The organism is Nocardiopsis sp. NPDC057823, from assembly GCF_042797335.1.
GTDB classification, from domain to species: Bacteria; Actinomycetota; Actinomycetes; order Streptosporangiales; family Streptosporangiaceae; genus Nocardiopsis; species Nocardiopsis changdeensis.
The window spans coordinates 41,449-66,272 of record NZ_JBHVLR010000004.1 but is presented as its reverse complement, the minus strand read 5'-3'; the positions used below and the strand labels follow the sequence as shown (position 1 = coordinate 66,272).

Below are 24,824 nucleotides of genomic sequence, written 5' to 3'. Positions count from 1 at the left end.
AGGGAAGCGGACGGCCCTCTCCGGAAGGAGAGGGCCGTTCTTTCGTTATCCGGAAAACGGGCACTGGCAGACGAAAAAGATCACCGATGTGTTGCAGGTCACCCTCGGGGGATGTCCCCGCTTCATAAAACGATTTAGGGTCGGCCCGGTCGAGTACCCCCAGCAACACCAGGGAGCCGTCCACATGGACAACCTCGCCCTGCTCAGCCTGCTCGCGCTCACCCCGATCCTCGTCGTCGGCGTCCTGCTCGTCGGGTTCCGGGCCCCCGCCAAGTACGCCATGCCCGTCGGCTACGCGGTCGTCGTCCTCATCGCCGTCACCGCCTGGAACACCGAATGGGTGGCGGTCGCCGCCTCCACCGTCCAGGGCCTGATCCTCGCGATCGGCCTCCTCTACATCATCTTCGGCGCCCTGCTCCTGCTGGCGACCCTCACCAAGAGCGGCGCCATCGCCACCATCCGCGCCACCTTCACCGACATCAGCCCGGACCGCCGGATCCAGGCCATCATCATCGGATGGCTCTTCGGGAGCTTCATCGAGGGCGCCTCCGGGTTCGGCACGCCCGCCGCCGTGGTCGCCCCCCTGATGTTCGCCCTGGGCTTCCCCGCCATGGCGGCCGTCATGGTCGGCCTGGTCATCCAGAGCACCCCCGTCAGCTTCGGCGCGGTGGGCACCCCCATCCTGGTCGGGGTCTCGGGCGGACTGGAGGGTTCGCCCGACGTCGCCGAGCGGGCCTCGGTCCTGGGGCTGGCGTTCCCCGAGTTCGTCTCCCACATCGGGTTCCAGACCGTCCTGCTGCACGCGGCGGCCGGCACCCTCGTCCCGCTCTTCATCAGCTGCATGCTCTGCGGTTTCTACGGGGGCCGCAGGCGCTTCTCCGACGGCTTCGGGGTGTGGAGGTTCGCCCTCTTCGCGGCCTTCGCCATGACCGTCCCCTCCGTCCTGTACAACTACTTCCTCGGCGTCGAGTTCACCAGCCTCCTGGGCGGGCTGACCGGCCTGGTCATCGTCGTCCTCGCCGCCCGCAAGGGCTTCCTCATGCCCAAGGAGACCTGGGACTTCCCGCCCCGGGAGGACTGGCTCGCCCGGTGGAGCGGGAGCCTCGCCCAGCCGGAGAACGGGGCCGGGACCGCCGAACGGCGCATGGGGCTGCTGCGCGCCTGGTCCCCCTACCTCCTGGTGGCGGGCATCCTCGTCGCCACCCGCACCATCGACCCCGTCAAGGCCTGGCTGACCGGCATCACCGTCGGGGCCTCCGACATCTTCGGCACGCCCGTGGCCCAGGCCATCGAACCCCTCTACTCCCCGGGCGCGACCTTCATCCTGGTCTGCCTCCTCACCTACGGGCTGCACCGGATGAAGGGCCGCGAGATCCTCGCCTCCTGGGGGATGGCGGGCTCCCAGCTCGCCGGGGCGGCCGTCGCCCTGCTCTTCGCCGTCCCCCTGGTGCGGGTCTTCATCAACACCGGCGCCGACTTCGGCGAGACCGACCTGGCGAGCATGCCCCTGACCCTCGCCTCCGGCGCGGCCGAGCTCGGCGGCGCCGCCTGGCCGCTCTACGCCCCCTGGATCGGCGCCCTCGGGGCCTTCGTCGCCGGGTCCAACACCGTCTCCAACCTGATGTTCTCCCTCTTCCAGTTCTCCACCGCCGAACGCATCGGCGTGCCCCCCGAGACGGTGGTCGCCGCCCAGGCCGCCGGAGGCGCCGCGGGCAACATGATCACCGTGCACAACGTGGTCGCCGCCTCCGCCGTGGTCGGCCTCGCCGGACGCGAGGGGGACCTGATCCGCCAGACGGTGATCCCGATGGTCTACTACGTCGTCGCGGCCGGGTCCCTGGCCCACATCCTCATCCACGGGGTCGGGTTCGACGCCGGGACCCTCGTCCTGGCGGCGCTCCTGCTGCTGCTCGCCGGGCTCGCCGTGTACCTGCGGCGGTCCGACGCGCGCCGCGCCGCCGTCACCGCGGAGGGGAGGGGCGGGAAGGCGGAATAGATACCGGTCACGGCATGGTTGTGGTTCTGGCAAACTGGTAGTCGGGGATACGGCCCGTCCTCCTCCATGAGGACCCGCCGCCCCTTACCTGGATCGCCGCGGCACCGGTTCGCGCATGACCTTCACGACGCCCCACCGCAGCGGTGGTGCGTCAGGCGTGCGCCCGGCGGCCGCGCATAACAAGGAGACACACGATGAAGGCCGACATCCACCCCGAGTACGTCACCACCGAGGTGACCTGCACCTGCGGTGCCCAGTTCGTGACCCGCAGCACGGTGACCGACGGCAAGATCCGCGCCGAGGTGTGCTCCGAGTGCCACCCGTTCTACACGGGCAAGCAGAAGATCCTCGACACCGGTGGCCGGGTCGCCCGCTTCGAGAAGCGCTTCGGCAAGCGCACCAAGTAGCGGCGCCCGCTCCGCCCGTGGCGCCGGTGCACCCGGCGCCACGGGACCCACGGCCCCCGCGGGGGCGACACGGCAGGCGAGGCACGCGAATCAAGACGGGGTGGCACAAGTGAAGCTGGACGACCTCCTGGGGGAGTACTACGAGCTGGAGCAGCAGCTCGCCGACCCGGAGGTGCACGCCGACCAGGGCCGGGCGCGCACACTGGGCAAGCGCTACGCGCAGCTCACCCCCATCATCGAGACGTACCGCGCGCTCAAGGAGACCGAGAGCGACATCGAGGCCGCCCGCGAGCTCGCCGCCGAGGACTCCTCCTTCGCCGAGGAGGCCGACCGCCTGACCGCCGAGGCCGAGCGCCTCACCGACCGGCTGCGCTTCCTGCTCATCCCGCGCGACCCCGCCGACGACAAGAACCTCATCATGGAGGTCAAGGCCGGCGAGGGCGGCGAGGAGTCCGCCCTGTTCGCCGCCGACCTGGTCCGCATGTACCTGCGCTACGCCGAGCGCCAGGGGTGGAAGACCGAGGTCATCGACACCACCCACTCCGACCTGGGCGGCTACAAGGACATCACCATCGCCTTCAAGAACAAGGGCACCCCCGAGCCGGGGACCGGCGTCTGGCCGATGCTCAAGTTCGAGGGCGGCGTCCACCGCGTCCAGCGCGTTCCCGTCACCGAGTCGCAGGGCCGCATCCACACCTCCGCGGCCGGTGTCCTGGTGGTCCCCGAGGCCGAGGACATCGAGGTCGAGATCCACGACAAGGACCTGCGCATCGACGTGTACCGCTCCTCCGGCCCCGGCGGCCAGAGCGTCAACACCACCGACTCCGCGGTGCGCATCACCCACCTGCCCACCGGCATCGTGGCCTCCTGCCAGAACGAGAAGAGCCAGCTCCAGAACAAGGAGCAGGCCATGCGCATCCTGCGCGCCCGCATCTACGCCGAGGCCCAGGCCAGCGCGGACGCCGAGGCCGCCGCCGAGCGCAAGAGCCAGGTCCGCACGGTGGACCGCTCCGAGCGCGTGCGCACCTACAATTTCCCGGAGAACCGCATCTCCGACCACCGTGTCGGCTACAAGGCCTACAACCTCGACCAGGTCCTCGACGGGGAGCTGGACGGCGTCGTCAAGGCCCTCGTGGACGCGGACACCAAGGAAAGGCTCGAAGCGGCCCAGGGATCATGAACCTTCTTCTCGACGAGGTCGCCCGCGCGACACTGAGACTCGCGGACGCGGGCATCGCATCGCCTCGCACGGACGCCGAGGAGCTCGCGGCGTTCGTGCACGGTGTCCGTCGAGGGGAACTGCACACGGTCGCCGACACCGACTTCGACGCCCGGTACTGGGAGTGCGTCGCCCGCCGCGAGGCCCGCGAGCCGCTCCAGCACATCACCGGCCGCGCCTACTTCCGCTACCTCGAACTGAGGGTCGGCCCGGGCGTGTTCGTCCCCCGGCCGGAGACCGAGATCATGGTCGACTGGGCCATCGAGACGCTGCGTGCCATGGACGTCGCCGACCCGCTGGTCGTCGACCTGGGCGCCGGCTCGGGCGCCATCGCCATCTCGATCGCCCAGGAGGTGCCCCGCTCCCGGGTGCACACCGTGGAGATCGACCCGACGGCCCTGGAGTGGGCCCGGCGCAACATCGACGCCAGCGGGCACGCCGACCGGGTCACCCTGCACCACGGCGACATGCGCACCGCGCTGCCCGAGCTCAACGGCGGCGTCGACCTGCTCATCAGCAACCCGCCCTACGTGCCCACCCGGGAGGCCGACGCCATCCCCCCGGAGGTGCGCAACTTCGACCCCGCCCCCGCGCTGTGGTCGGGCGAGGACGGCCTGGACATGATCCGCGACCTGGAGGCGGTCGGCCGCAGGCTGCTGCGCCCCGGCGGGGCCATGGCCGTGGAGCACCACGACGGCCAGGGCATCGACATCCCCTGGCTCTTCCCCGAGGACAAGGGCTGGCGCGACGTCCTCAACCGCAAGGACCTGGCCAGGCGCGACCGCTTCGTGGTCATGCGCCGGGCCGACCACGAGGACTGACCGGCCCGGTCGTCACGATCCCGCCCCCCGGGCCGGCGCCGACCGGCCCACCCGCTCGAGAACGAGGTGAACGCAGGTGAGCCGCATCTACGACTGCGCGGACGAGACCGCCCGCAAGGACGGTATCGCCGACGCCGCGTCCGCGGTCCGCCGAGGCGAGCTGGTGGTGCTGCCCACGGACACCGTGTACGGCATCGGCGCCGACGCCTTCAGTCCCAAGGCCGTCGCGGACCTGCTGGCGGCCAAGGGCCGGGGCCGCGACGTGCCCCCGTCGGTGCTGGTCGGCTCGACCCGCGCGGCGATGGCGCTGGTCGACGACCTGGGCCGGTTCGGCCGCGACCTCATGGACGAGTTCTGGCCCGGCCCGCTCACCCTGGTGTGCGCCGCCACCCCCAGCCTGTCCTGGGACCTGGGCGACACCAAGGGCACCGTCGCGGTGCGCATGCCGATGGACCCGGTCGCCCTGGACCTGCTCAAGGAGACGGGACCGATGGCGGTCAGCAGCGCCAACCTCTCCGGCGGCCCGGCCGCGACCACGGCCGAGGAGGCCATCGCGCAGCTGGGGGAGGAGACCGTCGCCGTCTACCTCGACGGCGGGGCGGCGGAGACGCCGGTGCCCTCCACCATCGTCGACCTCACCTACGCGGTCCCGCGGGTGCTGCGCAGCGGCGCCATCCCCATCGAGAAGCTGCGCGAGGTGTGCGGCACCGTCATCGGCGAGCTGCGCAAGGGCCCCGACCGGCCCAAGGCCCGGGAGGCCGGTGAGGACGCGCCGGCCGGGGACACCCCCGAGGCCGCCGACGCCGACGCCCCCGCGACGGGCACCGGGCCCGCAGCCGGGGAGGCCGCGCCCGAGGCCACCGACCGCGACTGACCGCCCCGTCCCGGGACACAGAGACAGAAGGGCCAAGGCCGTGCGGGAGTACGCGCTCACCTTCGTCATCGCCGCCGCGGTGACCTACCTGCTCGTGCCGCTGGTGCGCAAGTTCGCGATCGCCTTCGGCGCCACGCCGCCGGTGCGCGACCGCGACGTGCACACCGAGCCCATCCCCCGGCTGGGCGGACTGGCCATCTACGGCGGCTTCGCCGTGGCCCTGCTGCTCTCCGCGCAACTGCCGCACCTGCAGAACGTGTTCGTCGCCGATACCTGGATCGGCCTGCTGCTGGCCGGCGGCCTCATCACGGTCATCGGCGTCATCGACGACCGGTGGGGGATGGACCCGGTGAGCAAGCTCGCCGGGCAGGTCGCGGCCGCGGGCATCCTCGTCGCCGCGGGCGTGCAGCTGCTGTGGCTGCCGCTGCCCGGCACCCAGCTCTCGCTCGGCCCCTGGCTGGGCGCGCTGGTGTCGGTGCTGCTCATCGTGGTGACCATCAACGCGGTCAACTTCGCCGACGGCCTGGACGGCCTGGCCGCGGGCATCGTCGGCATCTCGGCCCTGGCCTTCTTCGCCTACTACTACGTGGTGGCGGTGGAGCAGGGGTTCGTCCGCCAGTCCTACCCGGCGATGATCGCGATCATCCTCGCGGGCACCTGTGTCGGATTCCTCTGCCACAACTTCCACCCGGCCAGGGTGTTCATGGGCGACACCGGCTCCATGCTGCTGGGCCTGCTGCTCACCTCCATCACCATCACGGTGACCGGGCAGTTCGACGCCAACACCGCCCGCGAGGAGTTCAACTCCGGCCTGGTCGTGTTCCTGCCGATCGCGCTGCCGCTGCTGGTCATCGCGCTGCCGCTGGCGGACCTGGTGCTGGCCGTGCTGCGCCGCACCCTGGCGGGCAAGTCGCCGTTCGCCCCGGACCGCGGGCACCTGCACCACCGCCTGCTCGACATGGGGCACAGCCACGTGCGCGCGGTGCTCCTCATGTACCTGTGGGCGGGGATCGTGGCGTTCGCCGCGGTGGCGCTGTCGGTGTTCGACTCCGCGGTGGTCGTGCTGACGGTGACCGCCCTGGTCGCGGTCTGCGCGGTCGGCCTCATCGCCCTGCCCCGGCTGCGCCGCCGCGGCCTGCTGCCCTGGGACCGGGCGCGCGGCGCCCGTTCCGGGGACGGTGTGAAACGGTGAGAGGACTGTGACCTCGCAAAGGGGTCGCAGGTCCCTTTCGGCACCCGGTACGGGGTGCCTCCGAGGTGGTCGTGACGGGTGTGGCCAAGGTGACACAAGGCCCGAAACGCGGGCGGAGCGGGCGTTTCCCGAGGCGTTAAGGTCGCGTTAAGGAACCCCCGGATTCAGCACCGAAAACCTTGTGATAGCTTTCACGAGCAGGCAACCACTGAACCTCACGGAGCTTTTCTGATGCAGGAACACGACGCCCGGACCCTCCGCGGCGCCGCGATTCCGACGGCACTGGTCGGCGTGGTCGCGATGATCGCTGGCTTCGCCCTCAGCAACGTCCAGGGACTCCTCGGCGCCCTCTTCGCGGTCGCCCTGGTGATCGGTGCGTTCGCCAGTTCGGCGTTCGTCATCTCCTGGACCGGCGGCCGGCGTCCGGAGCTCCTCCTCCCGGTGGCCTTCCTCGTCTACACGACCAAGTTCGGCATCCTCCTGGCCGTCCTGCTGACCTTCAAGGGCACGCAGGCCCTGGACACGCAGGTGTTCGGCTGGTCGGCGCTGGCGTGTGTCATCGCGTGGCTGACGGCCCAGGCCGTGGCGGTCAAGCGCAGCAAGCAGCCGACCATCGTCCCCGCGGGCGAGGACGAGTCCGAGTCCGAGGACAGTGAGGCGCGCCGGTGACCCCGTTCGGGCGGGGGGGTGCGCCGAGCCTGATCACCTACTGCTATCTTCCGGAGCGAGAGCATGAGTCGGTCGAGTGCGAAGAAGGACGAGGAATCGTCCGGCGCCAACGCCACCACTCTCATCTCGTACCTGCTGGGAGGGCTCGCCTTCTGGGGCGGCGTGGGCTGGGTCGTGGACTGGGCCCTGGGCTTCTCGGGTCTCTTCCTGCCCATCGGGCTGGGAGTGGGCCTGGTCGGCTCGATCTACCTCATCTATGCCCAGTACGTCCGGTCCTGACCGAACACCCGGGTGCGTCCGCCCCCGCTGTGGGCGGGACCGTCCCGACGAGAACACCAAGGATTGAGTTGCGTCACGACGAAAGGGATCGCCGTGGGTGCTGACGTGAGCGTCGTCGCGGCGTCCGAATCAGGCTGCCACCTCTTCGGAGACGGGTGCGGGTTCGAGGCTCCGGGAGTGAGCCTCTTCAACCCGACCCCGTGGGTGGACTTCGGTCTTCCCCTCACCTCCGGGCTGAACAAGTACTACCTGGTCGCGGTGGTCGCACTGATCGTCGCCGCCGCCTTCTGGTACTTCACCACCCGCAAGGCCAAGGTCGTCCCCGGCCGCGGTCAGAGCATGGCCGAGATGCTGGTCATGTTCATCCGCGACCAGGTCACCCGGACCACCATGGGCAAGAAGGGGGACAAGTACCTCCCCCTGATGGTGACCCTGTTCCTGTTCATCTTCTGCATGAACATCATGGGTCTCATCCCCGGCCTCCAGCTGCCGGTGACCTCCAACCTGGCCTTCCCCGCGGTCCTGGCCCTGTTCATCTTCGTCCTGTGGAACGTGGTCGGCATCCGTGAGCACGGTGCCGCCGCCCACTTCAAGGCCCGCCTGGTCCCCAGCGGCGTCCCCGGGTGGATCCTGCCGGTCGTGGTGCCCATCGAGGCGCTGTCGAACTTCATCATCCGGCCGGCCACGCACATGATCCGTCTGTTCGCGACCATGTTCGCCGGGCACCTGCTGCTCGCACTGTTCGCGGCCGCCGGGTTCTACATGTTCAACCCGATGTCCCAGATGGGGCCGCTGTTCGGCGCCATCTCGGTCGGCTACTCCGGCATCGCCCTGATCGGCTTCCTGGTCTTCACGGCCTTCGAGCTGTTCATCATGGCGGTCCAGGCTTACGTCTTCATCCTCCTCTCCTCCATCTACCTCGGTGAGGCCATGGAGGGCGCGCACTAGGAGAGGCCCCCGTGGTCCCTCCCAGTGCGCACCGCTGGACCTGTTTTCCGTTTCGTCACGTTCGCCCGACGACGTCCATGATCGTCGGCCTGTAGTAAAGGGAATATCAATGGATCTCGCCGCCATCGAAGGTAACCTCAACAGCATCGGTTACGGCCTCGCCGCCATCGGCCCCGGCATCGGCGTGGGTCTCGTCTTCGGTCTCGGTGTCCAGGCCATCGCCCGCCAGCCCGAGGCCCGCGGTGTCCTGCAGGGTCAGATGATCTTCGGCTTCGCCGTCATCGAGGCCCTGGCCATCCTCGGCTTCGTTCTCGCGTTCGCCGTCTAGTAACACCTGGTCATACAGAACGCGAAGGGGATGCCAACCGTGTATTTGGCAGCTGAACAAGAAAACGTCCTGCGCATCCACTGGGACGAGTTCACCTTCGGCCTCATCGCCTTCCTCATCATCCTCGGCGTCGTCTACAAGATGTGGCCGCGGCTGACGAAGGCGCTGGACGAGCGTGCCGACCAGATCGAGGGTGGCATCGCTCGCGCTCAGAAGGCCGAGGCCGAGGCGGAGGAGATCCGCCAGCAGTACCGCGAGAAGCTCGAAGAGGCCCACCGCGAGTACGCGCAGGAGCTGGAGAAGGCCAAGGAGCAGCGGGCGGCGATCATCGCCGAGGCGCGCGAGGAGGCCCAGGCCGAGGCTCGCCGCATCGTCGACGCCGCCCACGCTCAGATCGAGGCCGACCGCCAGCAGGCGTTCGCCCAGCTGAAGGGTGAGATCGGCGCGCTCTCCACCGAGCTCGCCAGCCGCATCGTCGGTGAGAGCCTCAGCGACAGCGCCGCCCAGAGCCGCGTCATCGACCGGTTCCTGGACGAGCTGGAGCAGAGCGAGGGCAAGCAGCAAGCCGAGGTGCGCTGATGCGTGGTATCAGCCGTACGTCGCTGACCGAGGTGACCCGGCGCCTGGACGAGAACGTCCTGGCGTCGGCCGGCGCCACCGGCGGTGTGGCCCTGGGCGGCGAGCTGTTCCAGGTCGTCGCCCTGCTCACCGAGGAGCACTCGCTGCGCCGCTGGCTCGCCGACCAGGCGAACCCGGCGGAGGCCAAGTCCGCCCTCATCGGGCAGCTGCTGGAGTCCAAGGTCTCGCCGTCGGCGGTCCTCGTGGCCGGCGACGTCGTCTCGGCCAAGTGGTCGACCGCGCGCGACCTCGTGGACGCCGTGGAGCGGATGGCGGTCTACGCCACCATCTCCTCGCTCCGCAGCGCCGCGGCCCTGGACGGCCTGGAGGACGAGCTGTTCCGCTTCGAGCGGATCGTCGCCTCCCAGCCGCAGCTGCGCGAGGCCCTGACCCGTGACGGTGTCGGCTCCGAGCACAAGCTCTCCCTGGTGGAGAGCCTGCTCTCGGGCAAGGTGGACCCCGCGACGCTGACCCTGGTCGGCGAAGCGGTCACCCGGCCCCGGGGCCGTACCCTGGAACAGGCGCTGGAGAACTACGGGCACATCGTCGCCGAGCGCGCCAAGCGCTACGTCGCGGTCGTCCGCAGCGCCGTCGCCCTGAGCGAGGACCAGCAGTCCCGGCTGGGGGCCGCGCTCACGCGCGCCTACGGCCGCGACATCCACCTGAACATCGAGGTCGCCCCCGAGATCGTGGGTGGGCTTTCCATCCAGGTGGGTGACGAGGTCATCGACGGGACCATCGCCGGGCGTATCGCCGAGGCCCAGCGCCGTCTGGCCGGCTGAAGAAACGCAAGGCAAGTACGCACGGCGCCGGTCAGGCGCCACTTGAGAGCAAGGACAACGTAGAGATGGCGGAGCTGACGATCCGGCCGGACGAGATCCGGGACGCGCTGCAGCGCTTCGTCCAGTCGTACGAGCCTGAGGCCACCCGCGCGGAAGAGGTCGGTACCGTCACCTACTCCGGTGACGGCATCGCCCGCGTCAGTGGCCTCCCCTCGGCGATGGCGAACGAGCTGCTGGAATTCGAGGACGGAACCCTGGGCCTGGCCCAGAACCTCGAGATCGGCGAGATCGGTGCCGTTGTGCTGGGCGACTTCACCGGCATCGAGGAGGGCCAGAAGGTGCGCCGCACCGGACGCCTCCTCTCCGTGCCGGTGGGTGACGACTTCCTCGGCCGCGTGGTGGACCCCCTGGGCAACCCCATCGACGGCAAGGGCGAGATCGAGTCCACCGAGACCCGCGAGCTGGAGCTCCAGGCCGCGACCGTGATGGAGCGCAAGCCCGTCCACGAGCCGCTCCAGACCGGTATCAAGGCCATCGACTCGATGACCCCGATCGGCCGCGGCCAGCGCCAGCTGGTCATCGGCGACCGGCAGACCGGCAAGACCGCGGTCTGCATCGACGCGATCATCAACCAGAAGGCGAACTGGGAGTCCGGCGACCCCGACAAGCAGGTGCGCTGCATCTACGTCGCGGTCGGCCAGAAGGGCTCGACCATCGCCGGCGTGCGCGGTGCCCTGGAGGAGGCCGGCGCGATGGAGTACACCACCATCGTCGCCGCCCCCGCCTCCGACGCCGCGGGCTTCAAGTACCTCGCCCCCTACACCGGTTCGGCCCTGGGCCAGCACTGGATGTACCAGGGCAAGCACGTCCTCATCGTCTTCGACGACCTGACCAAGCAGGCCGAGGCCTACCGCGCCGTCTCCCTGCTGCTGCGCCGCCCGCCGGGCCGCGAGGCCTACCCGGGTGACGTCTTCTACCTGCACTCCCGGCTCCTGGAGCGCTGCGCCAAGCTCTCCGACGAGCTGGGCAAGGGCTCGCTGACGGCGCTGCCGATCATCGAGACCAAGGCGGGCGACGTCTCGGCCTACATCCCGACCAACGTCATCTCCATCACCGACGGCCAGGTCTTCCTGGACTCCGACCTGTTCAACCAGGGTCAGCGTCCGGCCATCGACGTCGGTATCTCGGTCTCCCGTGTCGGTGGCGCGGCCCAGACCAAGGCGATGAAGAACGTCTCCGGTACCCTCCGGCTGGGCCTGGCCCAGTACCGCGAGCTCGAGGCCTTCTCGGCCTTCAGCTCCGACCTGGACGCGGTCTCCAAGCAGCAGCTGGCGCGCGGCGCCCGCCTGATGGAGCTGCTCAAGCAGGGCCAGTACTCCCCGTTCGCGATGGAGAAGCAGGTCGTCTCCATCTGGATGGGCACCACCGGCCGCATCGACGACGTCCCGGTCGAGGACGTGCGCCGCTTCGAGGACGACTTCCTGGACTTCCTCGACCGCGAGCACACCGCGATCCTGGACGGCATCCGCGAGAGCGGGAAGTTCGGCGAGGAGACCGAGCAGGCCCTGGAGGGCGCGCTCGACAAGTTCAAGCAGGGCTTCCAGACCTCCGCGGGCACCCTCCTGGGCACCGAGGCCGAGGCCGAGGCGCTCGAAGAGGAGAACGTCGGCCAGGAGACCATCAAGGTCGCCAAGGGCGGGAAGTAACCCATGGGTGCACAGCTTCGCGTCTATCGCCGGAGGATCCGCTCGACGAAGTCGATGGCGAAGATCACCCGTGCGATGGAGCTCATCGCCACGACGCGCATCACCAAGGCGCAGCGTGCGGCTGAGGCTGCCGGACCCTACGCGCGGGAGATCACCAGGGCGGTCTCGGCCCTGGCGAGCCGGGTGTCCGACCACCCGCTGCTGACCGAGGCCGAGAACCCCACCCGGGCCGCCGTCCTGGTCATCACCAGCGACAAGGGTCTGGCCGGCGCCTTCTCGTCCAACGTCCTCAAGGAGGCGGACTCCCTCGCCAGGCTCCTCCAGGAGCAGGGCAAGGAGGTCGTCACCTACATGGTGGGACGCAAGGGGACGGGCTTCTACAAGTTCCGCGGCCGCAAGGTCGAGGACCAGTGGGAGGGCATCACCGAGCGTCCGACCTACGCGCACGCCCAGGAGATCGGCACCGCGCTCATGGAGAGGTTCGCCAAGGACACCTCCGAGGGCGGCGTCGACGAGATCCACGTGGTCTCGACCGAGTTCGTGTCGATGCTGACCCAGCGCGCGTCCGCCACGCGGGCGCTGCCGCTGGAGGTGGAAGAGGTCGACGAGGCGGAGCTCGAGGCCTCGCACGGCGGGCAGGCCCTGCCGCTGTACGAGTTCGAGCCCTCCGCCGAGGAAGCGCTGGACCGGCTGCTCCCGCAGTACGTGACCAACCGCATCTACTTCGCCCTCCTCGAATCCGCCGCCTCCCAGCAGGCGTCGCGCCGTGCCGCCATGAAGGCCGCCACGGACAACGCCGAGGAACTCGCCAAGACCCTGACCCGACTGGCCAACCAGGCGCGTCAGGCCGAGATCACCAACGAGATCAGTGAGATTGTCGGCGGTGCCGACGCGCTCTCTGCTGCAAGCGCGGGAAGTGAGTAAGAAAAGTGACTGCGACTGTTGAAGAGACGACCGGGGCTGGCACCGCCACCGGTCGGATCGCCCGGGTCACCGGCCCGGTCGTCGACGTGGAGTTCCCCGTCGGCTCGATCCCTGCCATCTACAACGCCCTGCACACCGACGTGACCGTCGGCGGCGAGACCAAGACCATCACCCTGGAGGTCGCCCAGCACCTGGGTGACAACCTGGTGCGGGCCATCTCGCTGGCCCCGCAGGACGGCCTCGTCCGCGGCGCCGAGGTGCGCGACACCGGCGAGCCCATCAGCGTGCCGGTCGGCGACATCGTCAAGGGCCACGTGTTCAACACCCTGGGCGAGTCCCTGGACGTGCCGACCTCGGAGCTGAAGGTCACCGAGCGCTGGCCGATCCACCGCAAGCCGCCGTCGTTCGACCAGCTCGAGTCCAAGACCGAGATGATGGTCACGGGCATCAAGGTCATCGACCTCCTCACCCCGTACGTGCGCGGTGGCAAGATCGGCCTGTTCGGTGGCGCCGGTGTCGGCAAGACCGTGCTGATCCAGGAGATGATCACCCGTATCGCCCGCAACTTCGGCGGTGTGTCCGTGTTCGCCGGTGTCGGCGAGCGCACCCGTGAGGGTACGGACCTCTTCCTGGAGATGGACGAGATGGAGGTCCTCCAGGACACCGCCCTCGTCTTCGGCCAGATGGACGAGCCCCCGGGCACCCGTCTGCGCGTGGCGCTGTCGGCTCTGACGATGGCGGAGTACTTCCGCGACGTCCAGAACCAGGACGTGCTCCTGTTCATCGACAACATCTTCCGTTTCACCCAGGCGGGTTCGGAGGTCTCCACGCTGCTGGGCCGCATGCCCTCCGCCGTGGGCTACCAGCCCAACCTGGCCGACGAGATGGGTCAGCTCCAGGAGCGGATCACCTCGACCCGGGGCCACTCGATCACCTCCATGCAGGCGATCTACGTCCCCGCGGACGACTACACCGACCCGGCCCCGGCGACCACGTTCGCCCACCTGGACGCGACGACCGAGCTCTCCCGCCCGATCTCGCAGAAGGGCATCTACCCGGCGGTGGACCCGCTGGCGTCGACCTCCCGCATCCTCGACCCGCAGTACGTGGGCCAGGAGCACTACCAGGTCGCCCAGCGCGTCAAGGAGATCCTGCAGCGCAACAAGGACCTCCAGGACCAGATCGCCATCCTCGGTATGGACGAGCTGTCCGAAGAGGACAAGATCATCGTCAACCGCGCGCGCCGCATCGAGCGCTTCCTGTCGCAGAACATGTTCGTGGCGGAGAAGTTCACCGGTACGCCGGGCGTGTTCGTGCCCCTGGAGGAGACCATCGCCTCCTTCAAGGGCCTGTGCGACGGCGAGTACGACCACCTGCCCGAGCAGGCGTTCCTCGACGTGGGCAACATCGACATGGTCGTCGAGAAGGCCAAGAAGCTCCAGGGCTAGACCCTGTAGCCGCTGGGGCCGCCCGCCACGGCGGGCGGCCCCCGCCCAATCCAACCCTGGCCGAGGAGTTCAGGCAGTGTCGAAGAAGCTTTTCGTCGAGATCGTCTCGCCCGAGCACGAGGTGTGGGCGGGCGAGGGCGACATGGTCATCGCGAAGACCGTCGAGGGTGAGATCGGTATCCAGCCGAACCACATCCCCGTCCTCTCGCTGCTCGCCGAGGACGCGGTCGTCCGCGTGCTGGGCGCGCGGGAGAACGGAGAGGTCCGCGCCGCCGCCCACGGCGGGTTCATCTCGGTGTCGGGCGAGGGCCGGGTCTCGATCCTCGCCGAGACCGCCGAGCTCGCCGAGGACATCGATGTGGAACGCGCCCGCACGGCGCTGAAGAACGCGACCGAGGGTGACGACACCGCCGCCCTGGGACGCGCCCGCAGCCGCCTGCGGGCCGCCGGCGAGGACGCCTCCTAGCCTTCGGAACGGGGCCCATGGAACAGCCGCTGGACCTGCTTCGGTGGGTGTTCCCCGCCCTCCTCCTGTGCGCGGCGGCCCTCGTGGCCGCCGCCGTCCTGCGCCGCCGGGTCCTGCTGCGGCACGGCGGAGCGGTGGAGTGCCACCTGCGCTTCCCGGGCGCGGGCGGACGCCGGGGCTCCTGGCGGATCGGACTGTGCAGGTACGGTTCGCTGGACCTGGGCTGGTTCCCCGCGTTCTCGATCAGACCGCGGCCGACGGCAGAGCTGTCGCGCCGCGGTCTCGTCGTATCCGGGCGCCGTCCCCCCGAGCCCGGCGAGCAGCTGCCCGCCGACACCACCGTCGTGCGCCTGACCTGGCCCGGCGGCGGGGACCGGCCCGCGGTGGAGATCGCCATGAACGACGCCACCCTCACCGGGTTCCTGTCCTGGGTGGAGTCGCTGCCCCCGGGGACCGAATGGGACACGTGACCCCGCCGGGCGCCCGCCGCCCGGTGCGCCGCCGCCCGGTGCGCCGCCCGGGATGGCAGGATGCGTTGCCATGGTGGTATCGCGGTTGCGGGGCCTGACCGCCCTCGCCCTTCTCAGCCCGTTCCTCGTCTCCTGCCAGCCGACCGGCGGCCACGTCGCCGCGGTCGCCACCGGCCACTTCACGGCCGGGCACAAGTTCCCCGTCGTCATGGTCACCTGGTGCGGCGAGGAGCCGCCCCGGCAGATCGACCTGCTCGGCGAGACCCAGCGAAGACACCTGGTGGCCACCCGCGAGTTCGAGGGCCGGTCCCTGGAGGTGGACCTGTCCGCCCCCGGTGAGGACTGGAGCATCATCGGCGGCGACGGCCGCCCCGTCTACCGGATGGGGCCGGACTCCCCGGAGGAGGAGTACGTGCTGGGGGTGGGCACCGCGGAGGCCGAGCCCGGCGAGGCGACCGAGCACGACATCGCGGTGCTGCGCTTCACCACCGGGGCCCTGGCCTCCGAGCAGGGCCTGTACGCGAGCGTGTCCGGCGAGGGGGAGGCGGAGTACGCCGACCCCGAGGAGTTCCCGCCCGCCTGCTAGGGCGTGTTCGGCGGATCGTTCCGGGTCGCGGCCGCGGGGCCGCCTCTCGCCGTGCTGCCCGCGCTCGGACGGCCGGCCCCGGGCCGGCCTGCGCCGGCCGTCCTGCGAGAGATCGCCGTGCGGCCGCTCCCGGCCTTCGGCGCGAGCGCCGGAACGCTCGAAGGCATCCGCCGAACACACCCCGGCCGCCGCCTCCGAGGGTCCGCACGGCCCGCGGTGTGCGGCGGGTCCGCGGCGCCCCCGCCGCCGGGGCCCTCCGGCGCCGGGACCCGGGGGTCAGCGCTCGCCGCCGGGCTTCCACAGGACCTCGTCGCCCTCCCGCGCCATGTACCGGCCCAGGATGAACAGCAGGTCCGAGAGGCGGTTGAGGTACTGCGCGGTGAGCGGGTTGACGGAGTCGCCGTGCTCCTCGACCGCCGCCCACACGCTGCGCTCGGCCCGCCGGGTCACCACCCGGGCGGTGTGCGTCAGCGCGACCGTGGGGGAGCCGCCGGGGAGGATGAAGCTGCGCAGGGTCGGCAGGTCGGCGTTGTAGGCGTCGCAGGCCTCCTCCAGCCGGGTGACGTACTCCGGCAGGACGCGCAGCGGCGGGTACTCGGGGTCCGGGACGATCGGGGTCGACAGGTCGGCCCCCAGGTCGAACAGTTCGTTCTGGACCCGGGAGAGCAGCGCCCGCACGTCGTCGGGGACCTCGCCCAGGGCGAGCAGGGTCCCGATGGCGGCGTTGGCCTCCTCGGTGTCCGCGTAGCCGACGATCCGGGTGTCGTTCTTGCGGGTCCGGCTCATGTCGCCGAGCGCGGTGGTGCCGGTGTCCCCGGTCCGCGTGTAGATCTTGGACAGCACGACCGGCTTGTCCGTGTCCCGTTGAGTCATGCCCCCACCCTAGAGGGGGGACCGCCCGCCGCCGCGGGGCGGAGGGGGCTAGTGTCGGGCGACATGAGCGAGATGGAGAAGACGGTCGGGGACGCCTACGGGGCGGTCGCCCGGGAGTACGCGGTCCTCGCGGACCGGTGGGAGGAGGGCCGGCCGCTGGACCGGGCGCTGTTCCCGGTCTTCGCGGAGCTGGTCCGCGGCCGGGGCCCGGTGCTCGACGCCGGGTGCGGGCCCGGGCGCCTGACGGCGCGGCTGCGGGAGCTGGGGGTGGAGGCGTTCGGGGTGGACCTGTCGCGGGGGATGGTCGACCTGGCCCGCGAGACGTACCCGGGGCTGCGGTTCGAGGTGGGGGACCTGGCCGACCCGGTGGCGGAGGCCGGCTCCCTGGCCGGGGTCCTGGCCCACTACTCGGTGATCCACGACCCGCCCGGGCGGCTGCCCGTGACGCTGGCCGGGTTCCACCGGATGCTCCGGGAGGGCGGGTACCTGCTGCTGGCCTTCCAGGCACTCGACGGTCCCGGGGTGCTCTGCGAGCCCTTCGACCACCGGGTGGCGCCCGCCCACCGCTACTCGCCGGAGGGCGTCTCGGTGCTGGCGGGGGAGGCCGGGCTCGCGGAGGTGGCCCGCCTCGTCATCGCCGGGAGTGAGGACGAGCGCCGCGGATTCCCCCAGGCCCAACTGTTGTTCCGCAAACAGGAGTGACGGAGGATAACTGTTCGGCATCAGGGGGTGAGAAGTGATCTGGCTCACTGATACCTTATGGAGTGAGGGCGCTACTCATCGTAGTCCCGTGGCGGTGTTCACCGCGCCGACCCGAACGGAGTCATGAGGGGGGCCGCTCGGGCGGGCACGGAGGGGGAGACACCGCGAGGGGGCGGTGGGCGTGAAACCGGGGGGTTCACGCCCACCGCCCCCTCCCTGTTCCAGGGGCGTCCCGCGGTCACGGGCGCTCCCGCGGGGAGCCCGCCCGGCTCACAGGACCCAGTCGTGGCCCAGGCGCGGGAACTGCGCGGCCGCACGGGTGCTCAGCACGCCGTTGACCGGCAGCGTGCTCTCGGCGAGGAACTCCACGCCGTGCGCGCCCGCCGCGGCCAGGTCGGCCACCGAGTCCCAGTTGACGTTCTCCAGGGTGTCGTCGGCCGTGTGGTAGTACGGGTCGAACTGCTCGCCCGCGGTACCGCCGTACCACTCCACCTGCTCCTCGGTCTTGACCCCGTCCGCGCCGCTGAACAGGCCGCCCGAGGGGATGCCCGCCGCCATGAACGGGGCGTAGTCGCTGCGGCCGCTCAGCACGCCGGGCTCGCTGACCTGGCCCTGGGAGGCGAAGTAGTCCTCGAACACCTTCGCGATCGCACCCGAGCCCGAGGGCGCGCCCGTCGAGTCCGGCAGCTCCATCCGGCCGTCCAGGACGAACCGGGCGTAGTTGTGCGAGCCGATCATGTCGAAGTTCAGGTACAGGGCGATGTCGTCGACCTCGCCGTCGGTCAGGCTCCCCACGTACTCCGTGGAACCGACCAGGCCCTCCTCCTCGGTGCCCCAGAAGGCGAACCGGACCTTGTTCTTCGGCGCTTCCTGGGAGGCCAGCCGGATCGCCGTCTCCAGCACGAACGCCGTTCCCGAGGCGTTGTCGTTGATGGCCGGCCCGTCCTCGACGCCGTCCAGGTGCGCGCCGACGACCACGACGTTGTCCTCGCGTCCGCCCGGGGTCTCCGCCAGCACGCTGAAGGAGGACTCCTGCACCACGGTCGAGTCGACCTTGACCCGCAGCTCCAGGCCCTCGGCCTCCAGCAGCGCGGCGCCCGCGGCGCCGGAGACGCCCACGGCCGGGATCGCGGACGTCTCGCCGACGGTCCCGGAGAAGACCTCGTCGGCGTTGTTGACCACCAGCGCGGCCGCCGCGCCCGCCGCGGCGGCGTTGGCGACCTTGTCCGAGAACGGGCAGGATCCGCGCACCGTCACCGCGATCGCGCCCTCCGGGAAGCCGGCGAAGTCGTCCGCGGTGCAGCCGCTGTCCGCGCCGCCCGCGTCGACGGCGACCGCGGGGGCGGTCACGTCACCGGAGACCGAGTACGACATGGTCAGGAAGTCGGTGCCGCCCTCGTAGACGACCTCCTGCGGGGCGGTCTGCGCCAGCACCGGGTCGGACTGCTCGCGCCACAGCTCGTAGTCGTACTCGTGGCGGTAGGTCTCGTAGCCCGCCCTCTCGAGCTGGTCCTCGACGTAGAGGGCGGAGACGTCGTAGCCGGGGGAGTTCGTGGCCCGGTGGCCGCCGTTGTACTCGGCGATCGTGTCCAGGTTCTCCATGTGCGCCCTGATGGCGTCGGCGGTCACCAGCTCCGACAGGGGCGGCGCCGCGGGCTCCTGCGGCATGTTGGGGCGGGACGGCTTCTCGGGGCGGACCGGGCGGCGCAGCCACTCCGGCGGCTCGGCCTCCTCACCGCCGCGCGCCTGCGACTCGGGCTCCGCGTGCGCGGGGGAGGCCGCGACGACGCCCGCGGCCATGACGAGGGCGGTGAAACCGGCGACCGCGGCCCGTCGTCTGTGGGGTGTGCTCAACGATGTTCCTCCGGTGTACGGGGGAGTCCACCGCCGTGTCGGGGGATGGACACCCGGGGTGGGCGAGTCGTCGCTGCACACTGTCACTGTTCGCCCGCCCAGGGCAAGCGTCCCCCGGGAGGTTGCCACAATCAGCCACAGGACTTACGTTTCCGTGATCACTGTGGTTGGATTGTCTGCTTTGTGAGGCTCGAACGTCCAACCGGGCGCGGTCCCCGCGCCCGGCCTCACTCCTCGATCTCGTCCTGCCTCTTCTGGTGCTTGCGCTTGCGGTACTCGATGCCCACCCCGCCCATGACGGCCAGGCCGCGGATGTGCACGACCGGCGTTCCGGGGTCCAGCACGCTCGGGGTCCCCTCCTCCACGCCGAAACCGCCCATGATGGGCAGGCCGTGCACGCGGACCTGGATGTCGTCGGGCACGATGATGCCGATCCCGCCCATGACCGCGGTGGTCCAGATGGTGGTCTCCCGTGCCGTGAACCGGGCCTCGCGCAGGTCCAGCTCGATGCCGCCCATCAGCGCGAAGGAGAAGAAGTTCTCCGGGAGGACCCAGTTGCCGGAGCGGTCGGCGCCGCCCATGACGGCGATCGCGCTGTGGCTGGTCGGCGCCTGGTCGACGATCCGGTCCGCGCCGTAGACCGGCCGCGGGGAGCGGAAGCCGCCGGGAGCGGCGGGGGCGGCCGCCGGCCCGGGGACGGCGGGCAGGTCCTCGGTGAGGGGGACGAGCTCGCCGAGGGTCTTGGCGCGGTACACCGCGTCCAGGCGCTCGCTGTGCTCGTCGGGGTCCAGGCGGCCCTCGGCGAAGGCCTCCTGGAGTCGGTGCGCCACCGCGTCGCGGTCGGCGTCGGAGGCGCGCATCCGACCTGGGTCGGGGGGTGTGATCTCGCTCATCGTCTCCACCATATTCCGATTCTTCCGGCGCGACACCCTCCCGCACATCAGGGAGGAACCCCGAGCCGACCCCGGTTCCCGGGGCCTCAGGACCCGGGCAGCAGCCCCTGGCGGATCGCCCGGCTGACGGCCGCCGTACGGTCCCCTACTCCCAGTTTCTCGTACACGCGCATCAGGTGCGTCTTGACCGTGGTCGGGCTGATGTGCAGGGCGCGGCCGATCGCCGCGTTGGTCGCGCCCTCGGCGGCCAGGCGCAGCACCTCGACCTCGCGCGGGGACAGCGCCGGGCCGGCGGGGGCGGAGCGGTTGCGCATCCCGGTGACGAGTTTGCCCGCCAGCCGCCCGGTCAGCACCGTCTCGCCGCGCGCGGCCGCGCGCACCGCCTCCGCCAGCTCCGCGCGCGGGGTGTCCTTGAGCAGGTAGCCGGTGGCCCCGGCCTCCACCGCGCGCAGGATGTCGGTGTCGGTGTCGTAGGTGGTCAGGACCAGGACGTGCGTCCCGGGGTGGTCCGCGGTGATGCGCTCCGTGGCCGCGACCCCGTCCCCGCCCGGCATGCGCAGGTCCATCAGGACCACGTCGGGGGACAGCTCGGCGACCCGGGCCAGGGCCTCCGGGCCGGAGGCGGCGTCGCCGACGATGTCGAGGTCGGCCTCGGCGGAGAGCATGCCCCGGATGCCCTCGCGGACCACCGGGTGGTCGTCGACCAGCAGGACGCGGATCACGGGGTCTCCTCCTCCGGTTCGGGCAGGGTCAGGCGGACGGTGGTGCCCCGGCCGGGCGCGCTGTCGACGTCCAGTGTGCCGCCGACCGCGCGCGCCCGGTGGAGCATGCCCGGCAGGCCGTTGCCAGCGGACGGGGAGGCGGGGTCGAAGCCGCGCCCGTCGTCGGTGACGGTGAGCCGGGTGCCCACGTCGGTGTGGGCCAGGGTGAGCGTCACCCGGTCGGCCGCCGCGTGCTTGCGGACGTTGGCCAGCGCCTCCTGGGCGGTGCGCAGCAGGCACACCTGGAGGTCGCCGGGCAGCTCCCGCCGGGTGCCCTCGACCACCACGGAGACGGGTACGCCCAGCTCGGTGCCCAGCCGCGCCCCGATGCGCTCCAGCGCCGCCTCCAGGGTGTCCTCGCCCAGGGGGACGGGGCGGCGGGCGGAGACCATGGCGCGCGCCTCGGCGAGGTTCTCCGCCGCGGTCTCCCGCATCAGCGCCAGGTGGCGGCGGGCCAGGGCGGGGTCGGTGTCCAGTTCCGACTCCACGGCCTGGGCGAGGGTGACGATGCTGGTGAACCCCTGGGCGAGGGTGTCGTGCACCTCCCGTGCCAGGCGCTCGCGCTCGGCCAGGGCCCCGGTCTCCTCCGACAGCCGGGCGGCCTCGGCCCTGCTCTCCCGCAGCTGGCGGATGAGCAGGGAGCGCTCGTAGCTCTCCTCGATCACCCTCTCGAACCAGCGGCCGAACCACAGGGCGAAGCCCAGGATGACCAGGTTGACACCGACGCCCACCAGGGCCGGGACCGGCTCCGTCCCGTCCAGGTGGAGGCGGACGCCGGTGGGGACGAACATGATGGCCCCGACCGCCGCCGTCCCGAACACCGATCCGCCCGACATGAAGCACACGGGGGCCACGGCGAACAGGCAGAAGGTCGCCGCCGGGGCCAGGGTCACCGCGACGGTCACCATGGCCGCCACCGCCGCCGTGAAGGCGAGGGCCGGGGCGGTGGCGTGCTGGTCGGCGTCGTACAGGCGCCGGCCCACGGCCAGGTACAGCACGGCGGTGGCCGCCAGCAGCGCGGCGGCGGTCCAGGTGGGCGGCCCGGGTTCGGAGACCACCGCCGTCGCCGCGGAGATCGCGAGCGCCACCGTCACGTACGCGTACCAGGCGCCGCTGAGCTCCCAGGCATGGCGCTCGGCGACCACGGGCTCCGCCGCCGCGTCCTGCTCCGGAGCACGAGCCGCCACGGCGCTCACCCGTCCTTCCGCGTCTTCCACCGGAACGTCAGCAGTACCAGCACCAAGCCCACCACACACCAGGCGCCCAGGGCCAGCGCCACCAGGTGCAGGTCCCACGCCCCGGAGGGTTCGAACACGGCCATCGCGTCCGGGTACAGGGCGGCCCGCATGCCCTGCGCCATCCACAGCAGCGGGAACAGCGAGGCGACCGCCAGCACGCCGTCGGGCAGCACCGTCACCGGCACGAACACCCCCGAGGTGAACTGCAGGGCCAGGAACGGCACCACCACGATGGTGGACGCCGCCTGGGCGGTGCGGGCCAGCGAGCTGACCGCGATGCCCAGCAGGGAGCAGGCGACCGTGCCCAGGACGAGCACCCAGGCCACGGTGAACCAGTCGGAGGCGTTGTCGGGCAGGGAGGCGCCGAAGACCAGCGCGGCCACTCCGAGCAGCAGGACGGCCTGGCCCAGGGCGAGGAAGAACACCAGCAGGGTCTTGCCCAGGAAGTAGGCGGCGGGCGGCATCGGGGTGCCGCGCAGCCTCCGCAGCCCGCCCTGGTCGCGTTCGGTGGCGATCCCCGCGCCCAGGGTCTGGAAGCTGACCGACATCAGGCCCATGGCGAACAGGCCGGGCAGGTAGTAGTCGACGGCGGGCATGCCGAGGTCGAACAGCCCGTCGAAGATCAGTGCGAACATCGACAGGATCAGCGCGGGCAGGGCGAACGTGAAGATCACGCTCTCCCACTCCCGGCTGAAGGACCGGATCTCCAGCCACCCCCGGGACACCCCCACGCGGAGCGTGCCGGGCAGCCGGACGTCGTCCATGGTGGTGCCGTTCATGCCAGGGCCTCCGTCCGCTCGCCGCCGTCGCCGGCGTCCTCGGTCTCCACCGTGTCCTCGATCAGCCCCAGGTAGACCTCCTCCAGGGTGGGGCGGTGCACGCGCAGCCCGGGGATCTCCCCGGTGAAGCCCGCGGCCAGGTCGGCGACGACACGGGTGGGCTCGTCGGTGAGGACCTCGCGCCGCACCCCGTCCTGCGACCAGCTCACGGTGGCCTGCGCGGTGGCCCGCCCGCCCAGGGTGTCGGGGGAGCCCAGGGCGCGGACCCGCCCCCGGGCCATGACGCAGACCCGGTCGGCGAGGGCCTCGGCCTCCTCCAGGTAGTGCGTGGTGAGGAGGATGGTGGTGCCCTGCTCGGCCAGATTCCTGATCAGGGCCCAGAAGTCGCGTCGCGCCCGGGGGTCGAAACCGGTGGTGGGCTCGTCGAGGAAGAGGAGCTCGGGCCCGCCGATGATGCCCAGGGCCACGTCCAGGCGGCGCCGCTGGCCGCCGGACAGCGATTCGGGCAGCGCGCGGGCCTTCTCCGCCAGGCCGACCAGCTCCAGGGTCGCGTCGACGCCGTGCGGGGCTGGGTAGTGGCCGGCGAAGTGCCGCAGGACCTCGCGCACCGGGATCTTGGGCAGCAGGGTCTCCTGCTGCCACACGATGCCGATCCGCGCCCGCCAGGCCCTGCCCGCGCTCTGGGGGTCGGCGCCGAGCACCCGGACGGTGCCGCCGTCGCGGCGGCGGAAGCCCTCCAGGATCTCGACGGTGGTGGACTTGCCCGCGCCGTTGGGGCCCAGGACGGAGAAGACCTCGCCGCGGGGGACCGACAGGTCCACCCCCGCGACGGCGGTGTGGTCGCCGTACTTCTTGAGGAGGCCCGAGGCCTCGATCACCGTTGCGCTCATACCACCGAGCCTCGCGCGCGGCGGGCCCCGGCGGTATCGGGCGACCGGGCGGTCCGGTGTCCTCCGGTCGGAGGACACCCGTCAGAACAGGCGCAGGACGTCCGGCTCGATGCCGCGCAGCTCGTCGTAGTCCAGGACCACGCAGGCGATGCCGCGGTCCTCGGCCAGCACCCGCGCCTGCGGCTTGATCTCCTGGGCGGCGAAGACGCCCTTCACCGGGGCCAGCACGGGGTCGCGGTTGAGCAGCTCCAGGTAGCGGGTGAGCTGCTCGACGCCGTCGATGTCGCCGCGCCGCTTCAGCTCCACGGCCACCGTGTGGTTCTCCCCGTCCCGGCACAGGATGTCGACCGGGCCGATCGCGGTCGGGTACTCGCGGCGGATGAGGGTGTAGCCCTCGCCGAGGGTGGTGATGTGCTCGGCCAGCAGCTCCTGGAGGTGGGCCTCCACACCGTCCTTCTGGAGGCCGGGGTCCTTGCCGAGCTCGTGGGAGGAGTCGTGCAGGACCTCCTCCACGGTCAGGACCAGCTTCTCCCCGGACTTGCCGTGGGTGACGGTCCAGACGTCGGGGCCGTCCTCGACGGTCTCCTCGCGCAGCTTGCACGGGGGGTTCATCCAGTTGAGGGGCTTGAAGGCCCGGTCGTCGGCATGGATGGACACGCTCCCGTCGGCCTTGATGAGGACGAGCCGCGGGGCCATGGGCAGGTGGGCGGTGAGCCGGCCGACGTAGTCGACGCTGCACCGGGCGATGACGAGACGCACGAAACGTCACGTTACCGCCTCTGCGGCGTGCCCGGTGCGCGAACGCGGGAACGGGGGACGACCCGCCGGGACAGGTGGGGGCACCGTCCGGGCAAGGACTTTGTGGCCCTCACGCCCCGTGACCGCGGCGGGGTCGGGAGCCTAACCTCTCCAGAGAGCGCGCGGTGCGGGCCGGGGGACGGCCCGCCAGGACGGACCGCGCGGGGCCCCGGCCCGGCCGGGAGGGATGGGAAGGGTCGCCGCCGAGGAGAGGGCGGCGGCCCCGCCGGGCATTTCCCGACATCGCGCCACTCGTGTTACCCGTGGGTACGGACGGGGGGGTCCCGGGGGCCGCCGGGGTCC

The 24,824-nt window shown here is 71.3% G+C and carries 27 protein-coding genes; 19 read left to right on the top strand and 8 right to left on the bottom strand.

Features of this window, described 5'->3' with window-relative positions; genetic code table 11:
* Positions 1 to 184: 184 nt before the first annotated feature.
* The 18 genes from ACFVNO_RS09015 (at position 185) to ACFVNO_RS08930 (ending at position 15,733) form a co-directional block, all read left to right on the top strand.
* On the top strand, positions 185 to 1,996 hold the full coding sequence (locus tag ACFVNO_RS09015) for an L-lactate permease (RefSeq protein WP_355266512.1): 1,812 nt from the start codon (positions 185 to 187) through the stop codon (positions 1,994 to 1,996).
* Between the two features lie 194 nt (positions 1,997 to 2,190).
* Complete coding sequence (gene rpmE / locus ACFVNO_RS09010) at positions 2,191 to 2,403, top strand: 50S ribosomal protein L31 (protein ID WP_355266515.1); 213 nt, start codon at positions 2,191 to 2,193, stop codon at positions 2,401 to 2,403.
* Between the two features lie 109 nt (positions 2,404 to 2,512).
* The gene (gene prfA, locus ACFVNO_RS09005) at positions 2,513 to 3,583 is read left to right on the top strand and encodes a peptide chain release factor 1 (RefSeq protein WP_220565322.1); all 1,071 of its coding nucleotides are present in this window, start codon (positions 2,513 to 2,515) and stop codon (positions 3,581 to 3,583) included.
* Positions 3,580 to 4,443 carry a peptide chain release factor N(5)-glutamine methyltransferase gene (prmC, locus tag ACFVNO_RS09000; RefSeq protein WP_220562995.1) on the top strand — a complete coding sequence of 288 codons (864 nt, stop codon included), beginning with the start codon at positions 3,580 to 3,582 and terminating at the stop codon, positions 4,441 to 4,443. The genes prfA and prmC overlap by 4 nt, the downstream gene beginning before the upstream one ends.
* A 76-nt stretch (positions 4,444 to 4,519) precedes the next feature.
* Positions 4,520 to 5,317, top strand: a complete 798-nt coding sequence (locus ACFVNO_RS08995) for an L-threonylcarbamoyladenylate synthase (protein ID WP_378890883.1) — start codon at positions 4,520 to 4,522, stop codon at positions 5,315 to 5,317.
* Between the two features lie 40 nt (positions 5,318 to 5,357).
* Positions 5,358 to 6,509: an MraY family glycosyltransferase gene (locus tag ACFVNO_RS08990; protein ID WP_355266522.1), complete on the top strand. Its 1,152-nt coding sequence runs from the start codon at positions 5,358 to 5,360 to the stop codon at positions 6,507 to 6,509.
* A gap of 231 nt (positions 6,510 to 6,740) precedes the next feature.
* Entirely contained in the window at positions 6,741 to 7,178 is a 438-nt protein-coding gene (locus ACFVNO_RS08985; protein WP_220562992.1) for a hypothetical protein, read from the top strand.
* 63 nt (positions 7,179 to 7,241) lie between these two features.
* Complete coding sequence (locus tag ACFVNO_RS08980; protein WP_220562991.1) at positions 7,242 to 7,457, top strand: hypothetical protein; 216 nt, start codon at positions 7,242 to 7,244, stop codon at positions 7,455 to 7,457.
* Between the two features lie 93 nt (positions 7,458 to 7,550).
* On the top strand, positions 7,551 to 8,405 hold the full coding sequence (gene atpB, locus ACFVNO_RS08975) for a F0F1 ATP synthase subunit A (protein ID WP_355266526.1): 855 nt from the start codon (positions 7,551 to 7,553) through the stop codon (positions 8,403 to 8,405).
* A gap of 109 nt (positions 8,406 to 8,514) precedes the next feature.
* On the top strand, positions 8,515 to 8,733 hold the full coding sequence (gene atpE, locus ACFVNO_RS08970) for an ATP synthase F0 subunit C (RefSeq protein ID WP_220562989.1): 219 nt from the start codon (positions 8,515 to 8,517) through the stop codon (positions 8,731 to 8,733).
* Between the two features lie 30 nt (positions 8,734 to 8,763).
* Positions 8,764 to 9,312, top strand: a complete 549-nt coding sequence (locus ACFVNO_RS08965; RefSeq protein ID WP_355266529.1) for a F0F1 ATP synthase subunit B — start codon at positions 8,764 to 8,766, stop codon at positions 9,310 to 9,312.
* Complete coding sequence (locus ACFVNO_RS08960) at positions 9,312 to 10,133, top strand: F0F1 ATP synthase subunit delta (RefSeq protein WP_355266532.1); 822 nt, start codon at positions 9,312 to 9,314, stop codon at positions 10,131 to 10,133. Before ACFVNO_RS08965 ends, ACFVNO_RS08960 begins: the two co-directional genes overlap by 1 nt.
* Positions 10,134 to 10,198: 65 nt before the next feature.
* Complete coding sequence (atpA, locus tag ACFVNO_RS08955) at positions 10,199 to 11,839, top strand: F0F1 ATP synthase subunit alpha (protein WP_220562986.1); 1,641 nt, start codon at positions 10,199 to 10,201, stop codon at positions 11,837 to 11,839.
* 3 nt (positions 11,840 to 11,842) lie between these two features.
* Positions 11,843 to 12,763 carry a F0F1 ATP synthase subunit gamma gene (locus tag ACFVNO_RS08950; protein ID WP_220562985.1) on the top strand — a complete coding sequence of 307 codons (921 nt, stop codon included), beginning with the start codon at positions 11,843 to 11,845 and terminating at the stop codon, positions 12,761 to 12,763.
* Between the two features lie 5 nt (positions 12,764 to 12,768).
* A complete protein-coding gene (atpD, locus tag ACFVNO_RS08945) occupies positions 12,769 to 14,211 on the top strand; it encodes a F0F1 ATP synthase subunit beta (protein WP_220562984.1) in 1,443 nt (480 codons plus the stop codon).
* Positions 14,212 to 14,287: 76 nt separating this feature from the next.
* Positions 14,288 to 14,677, top strand: coding sequence for a F0F1 ATP synthase subunit epsilon (locus ACFVNO_RS08940; protein WP_220562983.1), 390 nt, complete (start codon positions 14,288 to 14,290; stop codon positions 14,675 to 14,677).
* A gap of 17 nt (positions 14,678 to 14,694) precedes the next feature.
* Positions 14,695 to 15,147, top strand: a complete 453-nt coding sequence (locus ACFVNO_RS08935) for a DUF2550 domain-containing protein (RefSeq protein ID WP_355266538.1) — start codon at positions 14,695 to 14,697, stop codon at positions 15,145 to 15,147.
* 70 nt (positions 15,148 to 15,217) lie between these two features.
* The gene (locus tag ACFVNO_RS08930) at positions 15,218 to 15,733 is read left to right on the top strand and encodes a hypothetical protein (RefSeq protein WP_355266541.1); all 516 of its coding nucleotides are present in this window, start codon (positions 15,218 to 15,220) and stop codon (positions 15,731 to 15,733) included.
* Positions 15,734 to 16,009: 276 nt separating this feature from the next.
* Here ACFVNO_RS08930 and ACFVNO_RS08925 read toward each other — a convergent pair whose 3' ends face one another.
* Complete coding sequence (locus ACFVNO_RS08925; RefSeq protein ID WP_220562980.1) at positions 16,010 to 16,606, bottom strand: cob(I)yrinic acid a,c-diamide adenosyltransferase; 597 nt, start codon at positions 16,604 to 16,606, stop codon at positions 16,010 to 16,012.
* A gap of 63 nt (positions 16,607 to 16,669) precedes the next feature.
* Here ACFVNO_RS08925 and ACFVNO_RS08920 point away from each other — a divergent pair, with 63 nt between their 5' ends.
* Complete coding sequence (locus ACFVNO_RS08920; RefSeq protein ID WP_378890857.1) at positions 16,670 to 17,308, top strand: class I SAM-dependent DNA methyltransferase; 639 nt, start codon at positions 16,670 to 16,672, stop codon at positions 17,306 to 17,308.
* Between the two features lie 270 nt (positions 17,309 to 17,578).
* Here the strand turns inward: ACFVNO_RS08920 and ACFVNO_RS08915 are convergent, their stop codons facing one another.
* From ACFVNO_RS08915 to nucS, 7 genes are all read right to left on the bottom strand, one after another.
* Positions 17,579 to 18,976, bottom strand: a complete 1,398-nt coding sequence (locus ACFVNO_RS08915; RefSeq protein WP_378891376.1) for a M28 family peptidase — start codon at positions 18,974 to 18,976, stop codon at positions 17,579 to 17,581.
* A 413-nt stretch (positions 18,977 to 19,389) separates the two neighbouring features.
* Positions 19,390 to 20,067, bottom strand: coding sequence for a DUF1707 domain-containing protein (locus ACFVNO_RS08910; protein ID WP_355266547.1), 678 nt, complete (start codon positions 20,065 to 20,067; stop codon positions 19,390 to 19,392).
* A gap of 74 nt (positions 20,068 to 20,141) precedes the next feature.
* Positions 20,142 to 20,777, bottom strand: coding sequence for a response regulator (locus tag ACFVNO_RS08905; protein ID WP_378890852.1), 636 nt, complete (start codon positions 20,775 to 20,777; stop codon positions 20,142 to 20,144).
* Entirely contained in the window at positions 20,774 to 22,003 is a 1,230-nt protein-coding gene (locus ACFVNO_RS08900; RefSeq protein WP_378890849.1) for a sensor histidine kinase, read from the bottom strand. The genes ACFVNO_RS08905 and ACFVNO_RS08900 overlap by 4 nt, the downstream gene beginning before the upstream one ends.
* Before the next feature lie 5 nt (positions 22,004 to 22,008).
* Entirely contained in the window at positions 22,009 to 22,833 is an 825-nt protein-coding gene (locus ACFVNO_RS08895; protein ID WP_355266556.1) for an ABC transporter permease, read from the bottom strand.
* Complete coding sequence (locus ACFVNO_RS08890) at positions 22,830 to 23,723, bottom strand: ABC transporter ATP-binding protein (protein WP_355266559.1); 894 nt, start codon at positions 23,721 to 23,723, stop codon at positions 22,830 to 22,832. Before ACFVNO_RS08890 ends, ACFVNO_RS08895 begins: the two co-directional genes overlap by 4 nt.
* 81 nt (positions 23,724 to 23,804) lie before the next feature.
* Positions 23,805 to 24,482 carry an endonuclease NucS gene (gene nucS / locus ACFVNO_RS08885; RefSeq protein ID WP_220562973.1) on the bottom strand — a complete coding sequence of 226 codons (678 nt, stop codon included), beginning with the start codon at positions 24,480 to 24,482 and terminating at the stop codon, positions 23,805 to 23,807.
* Between the last annotated feature and the right edge of the window lie 342 nt (positions 24,483 to 24,824).

Excerpts from the sequence above, each read along its gene's own strand:
- ACFVNO_RS08910 (WP_355266547.1), bottom strand. The coding sequence starts at position 20,067 with ATGGTGGAGACGATGAGCGAGATCACACCCCCCGACCCAGGTCGGATG.
- ACFVNO_RS08965 (WP_355266529.1), top strand. The coding sequence starts at position 8,764 with ATGCCAACCGTGTATTTGGCAGCTGAACAAGAAAACGTCCTGCGCATC.
- ACFVNO_RS08935 (WP_355266538.1), top strand. The coding sequence starts at position 14,695 with ATGGAACAGCCGCTGGACCTGCTTCGGTGGGTGTTCCCCGCCCTCCTC.
- ACFVNO_RS08985 (WP_220562992.1), top strand. The coding sequence starts at position 6,741 with ATGCAGGAACACGACGCCCGGACCCTCCGCGGCGCCGCGATTCCGACG.
- ACFVNO_RS08925 (WP_220562980.1), bottom strand. The coding sequence starts at position 16,606 with ATGACTCAACGGGACACGGACAAGCCGGTCGTGCTGTCCAAGATCTAC.
- ACFVNO_RS08930 (WP_355266541.1), top strand. The coding sequence starts at position 15,218 with ATGGTGGTATCGCGGTTGCGGGGCCTGACCGCCCTCGCCCTTCTCAGC.
- ACFVNO_RS08895 (WP_355266556.1), bottom strand. The coding sequence starts at position 22,833 with ATGAACGGCACCACCATGGACGACGTCCGGCTGCCCGGCACGCTCCGC.
- atpE (WP_220562989.1), top strand. The coding sequence starts at position 8,515 with ATGGATCTCGCCGCCATCGAAGGTAACCTCAACAGCATCGGTTACGGC.
- rpmE (WP_355266515.1), top strand. The coding sequence starts at position 2,191 with ATGAAGGCCGACATCCACCCCGAGTACGTCACCACCGAGGTGACCTGC.
- ACFVNO_RS08890 (WP_355266559.1), bottom strand. The coding sequence starts at position 23,723 with ATGAGCGCAACGGTGATCGAGGCCTCGGGCCTCCTCAAGAAGTACGGC.
- ACFVNO_RS08920 (WP_378890857.1), top strand. The coding sequence starts at position 16,670 with ATGAGCGAGATGGAGAAGACGGTCGGGGACGCCTACGGGGCGGTCGCC.
- ACFVNO_RS08980 (WP_220562991.1), top strand. The coding sequence starts at position 7,242 with ATGAGTCGGTCGAGTGCGAAGAAGGACGAGGAATCGTCCGGCGCCAAC.
- ACFVNO_RS08915 (WP_378891376.1), bottom strand. The coding sequence starts at position 18,976 with ATGCCGCAGGAGCCCGCGGCGCCGCCCCTGTCGGAGCTGGTGACCGCC.
- ACFVNO_RS08950 (WP_220562985.1), top strand. The coding sequence starts at position 11,843 with ATGGGTGCACAGCTTCGCGTCTATCGCCGGAGGATCCGCTCGACGAAG.
- ACFVNO_RS08960 (WP_355266532.1), top strand. The coding sequence starts at position 9,312 with ATGCGTGGTATCAGCCGTACGTCGCTGACCGAGGTGACCCGGCGCCTG.
- ACFVNO_RS09015 (WP_355266512.1), top strand. The coding sequence starts at position 185 with ATGGACAACCTCGCCCTGCTCAGCCTGCTCGCGCTCACCCCGATCCTC.
- prmC (WP_220562995.1), top strand. The coding sequence starts at position 3,580 with ATGAACCTTCTTCTCGACGAGGTCGCCCGCGCGACACTGAGACTCGCG.
- atpA (WP_220562986.1), top strand. The coding sequence starts at position 10,199 with ATGGCGGAGCTGACGATCCGGCCGGACGAGATCCGGGACGCGCTGCAG.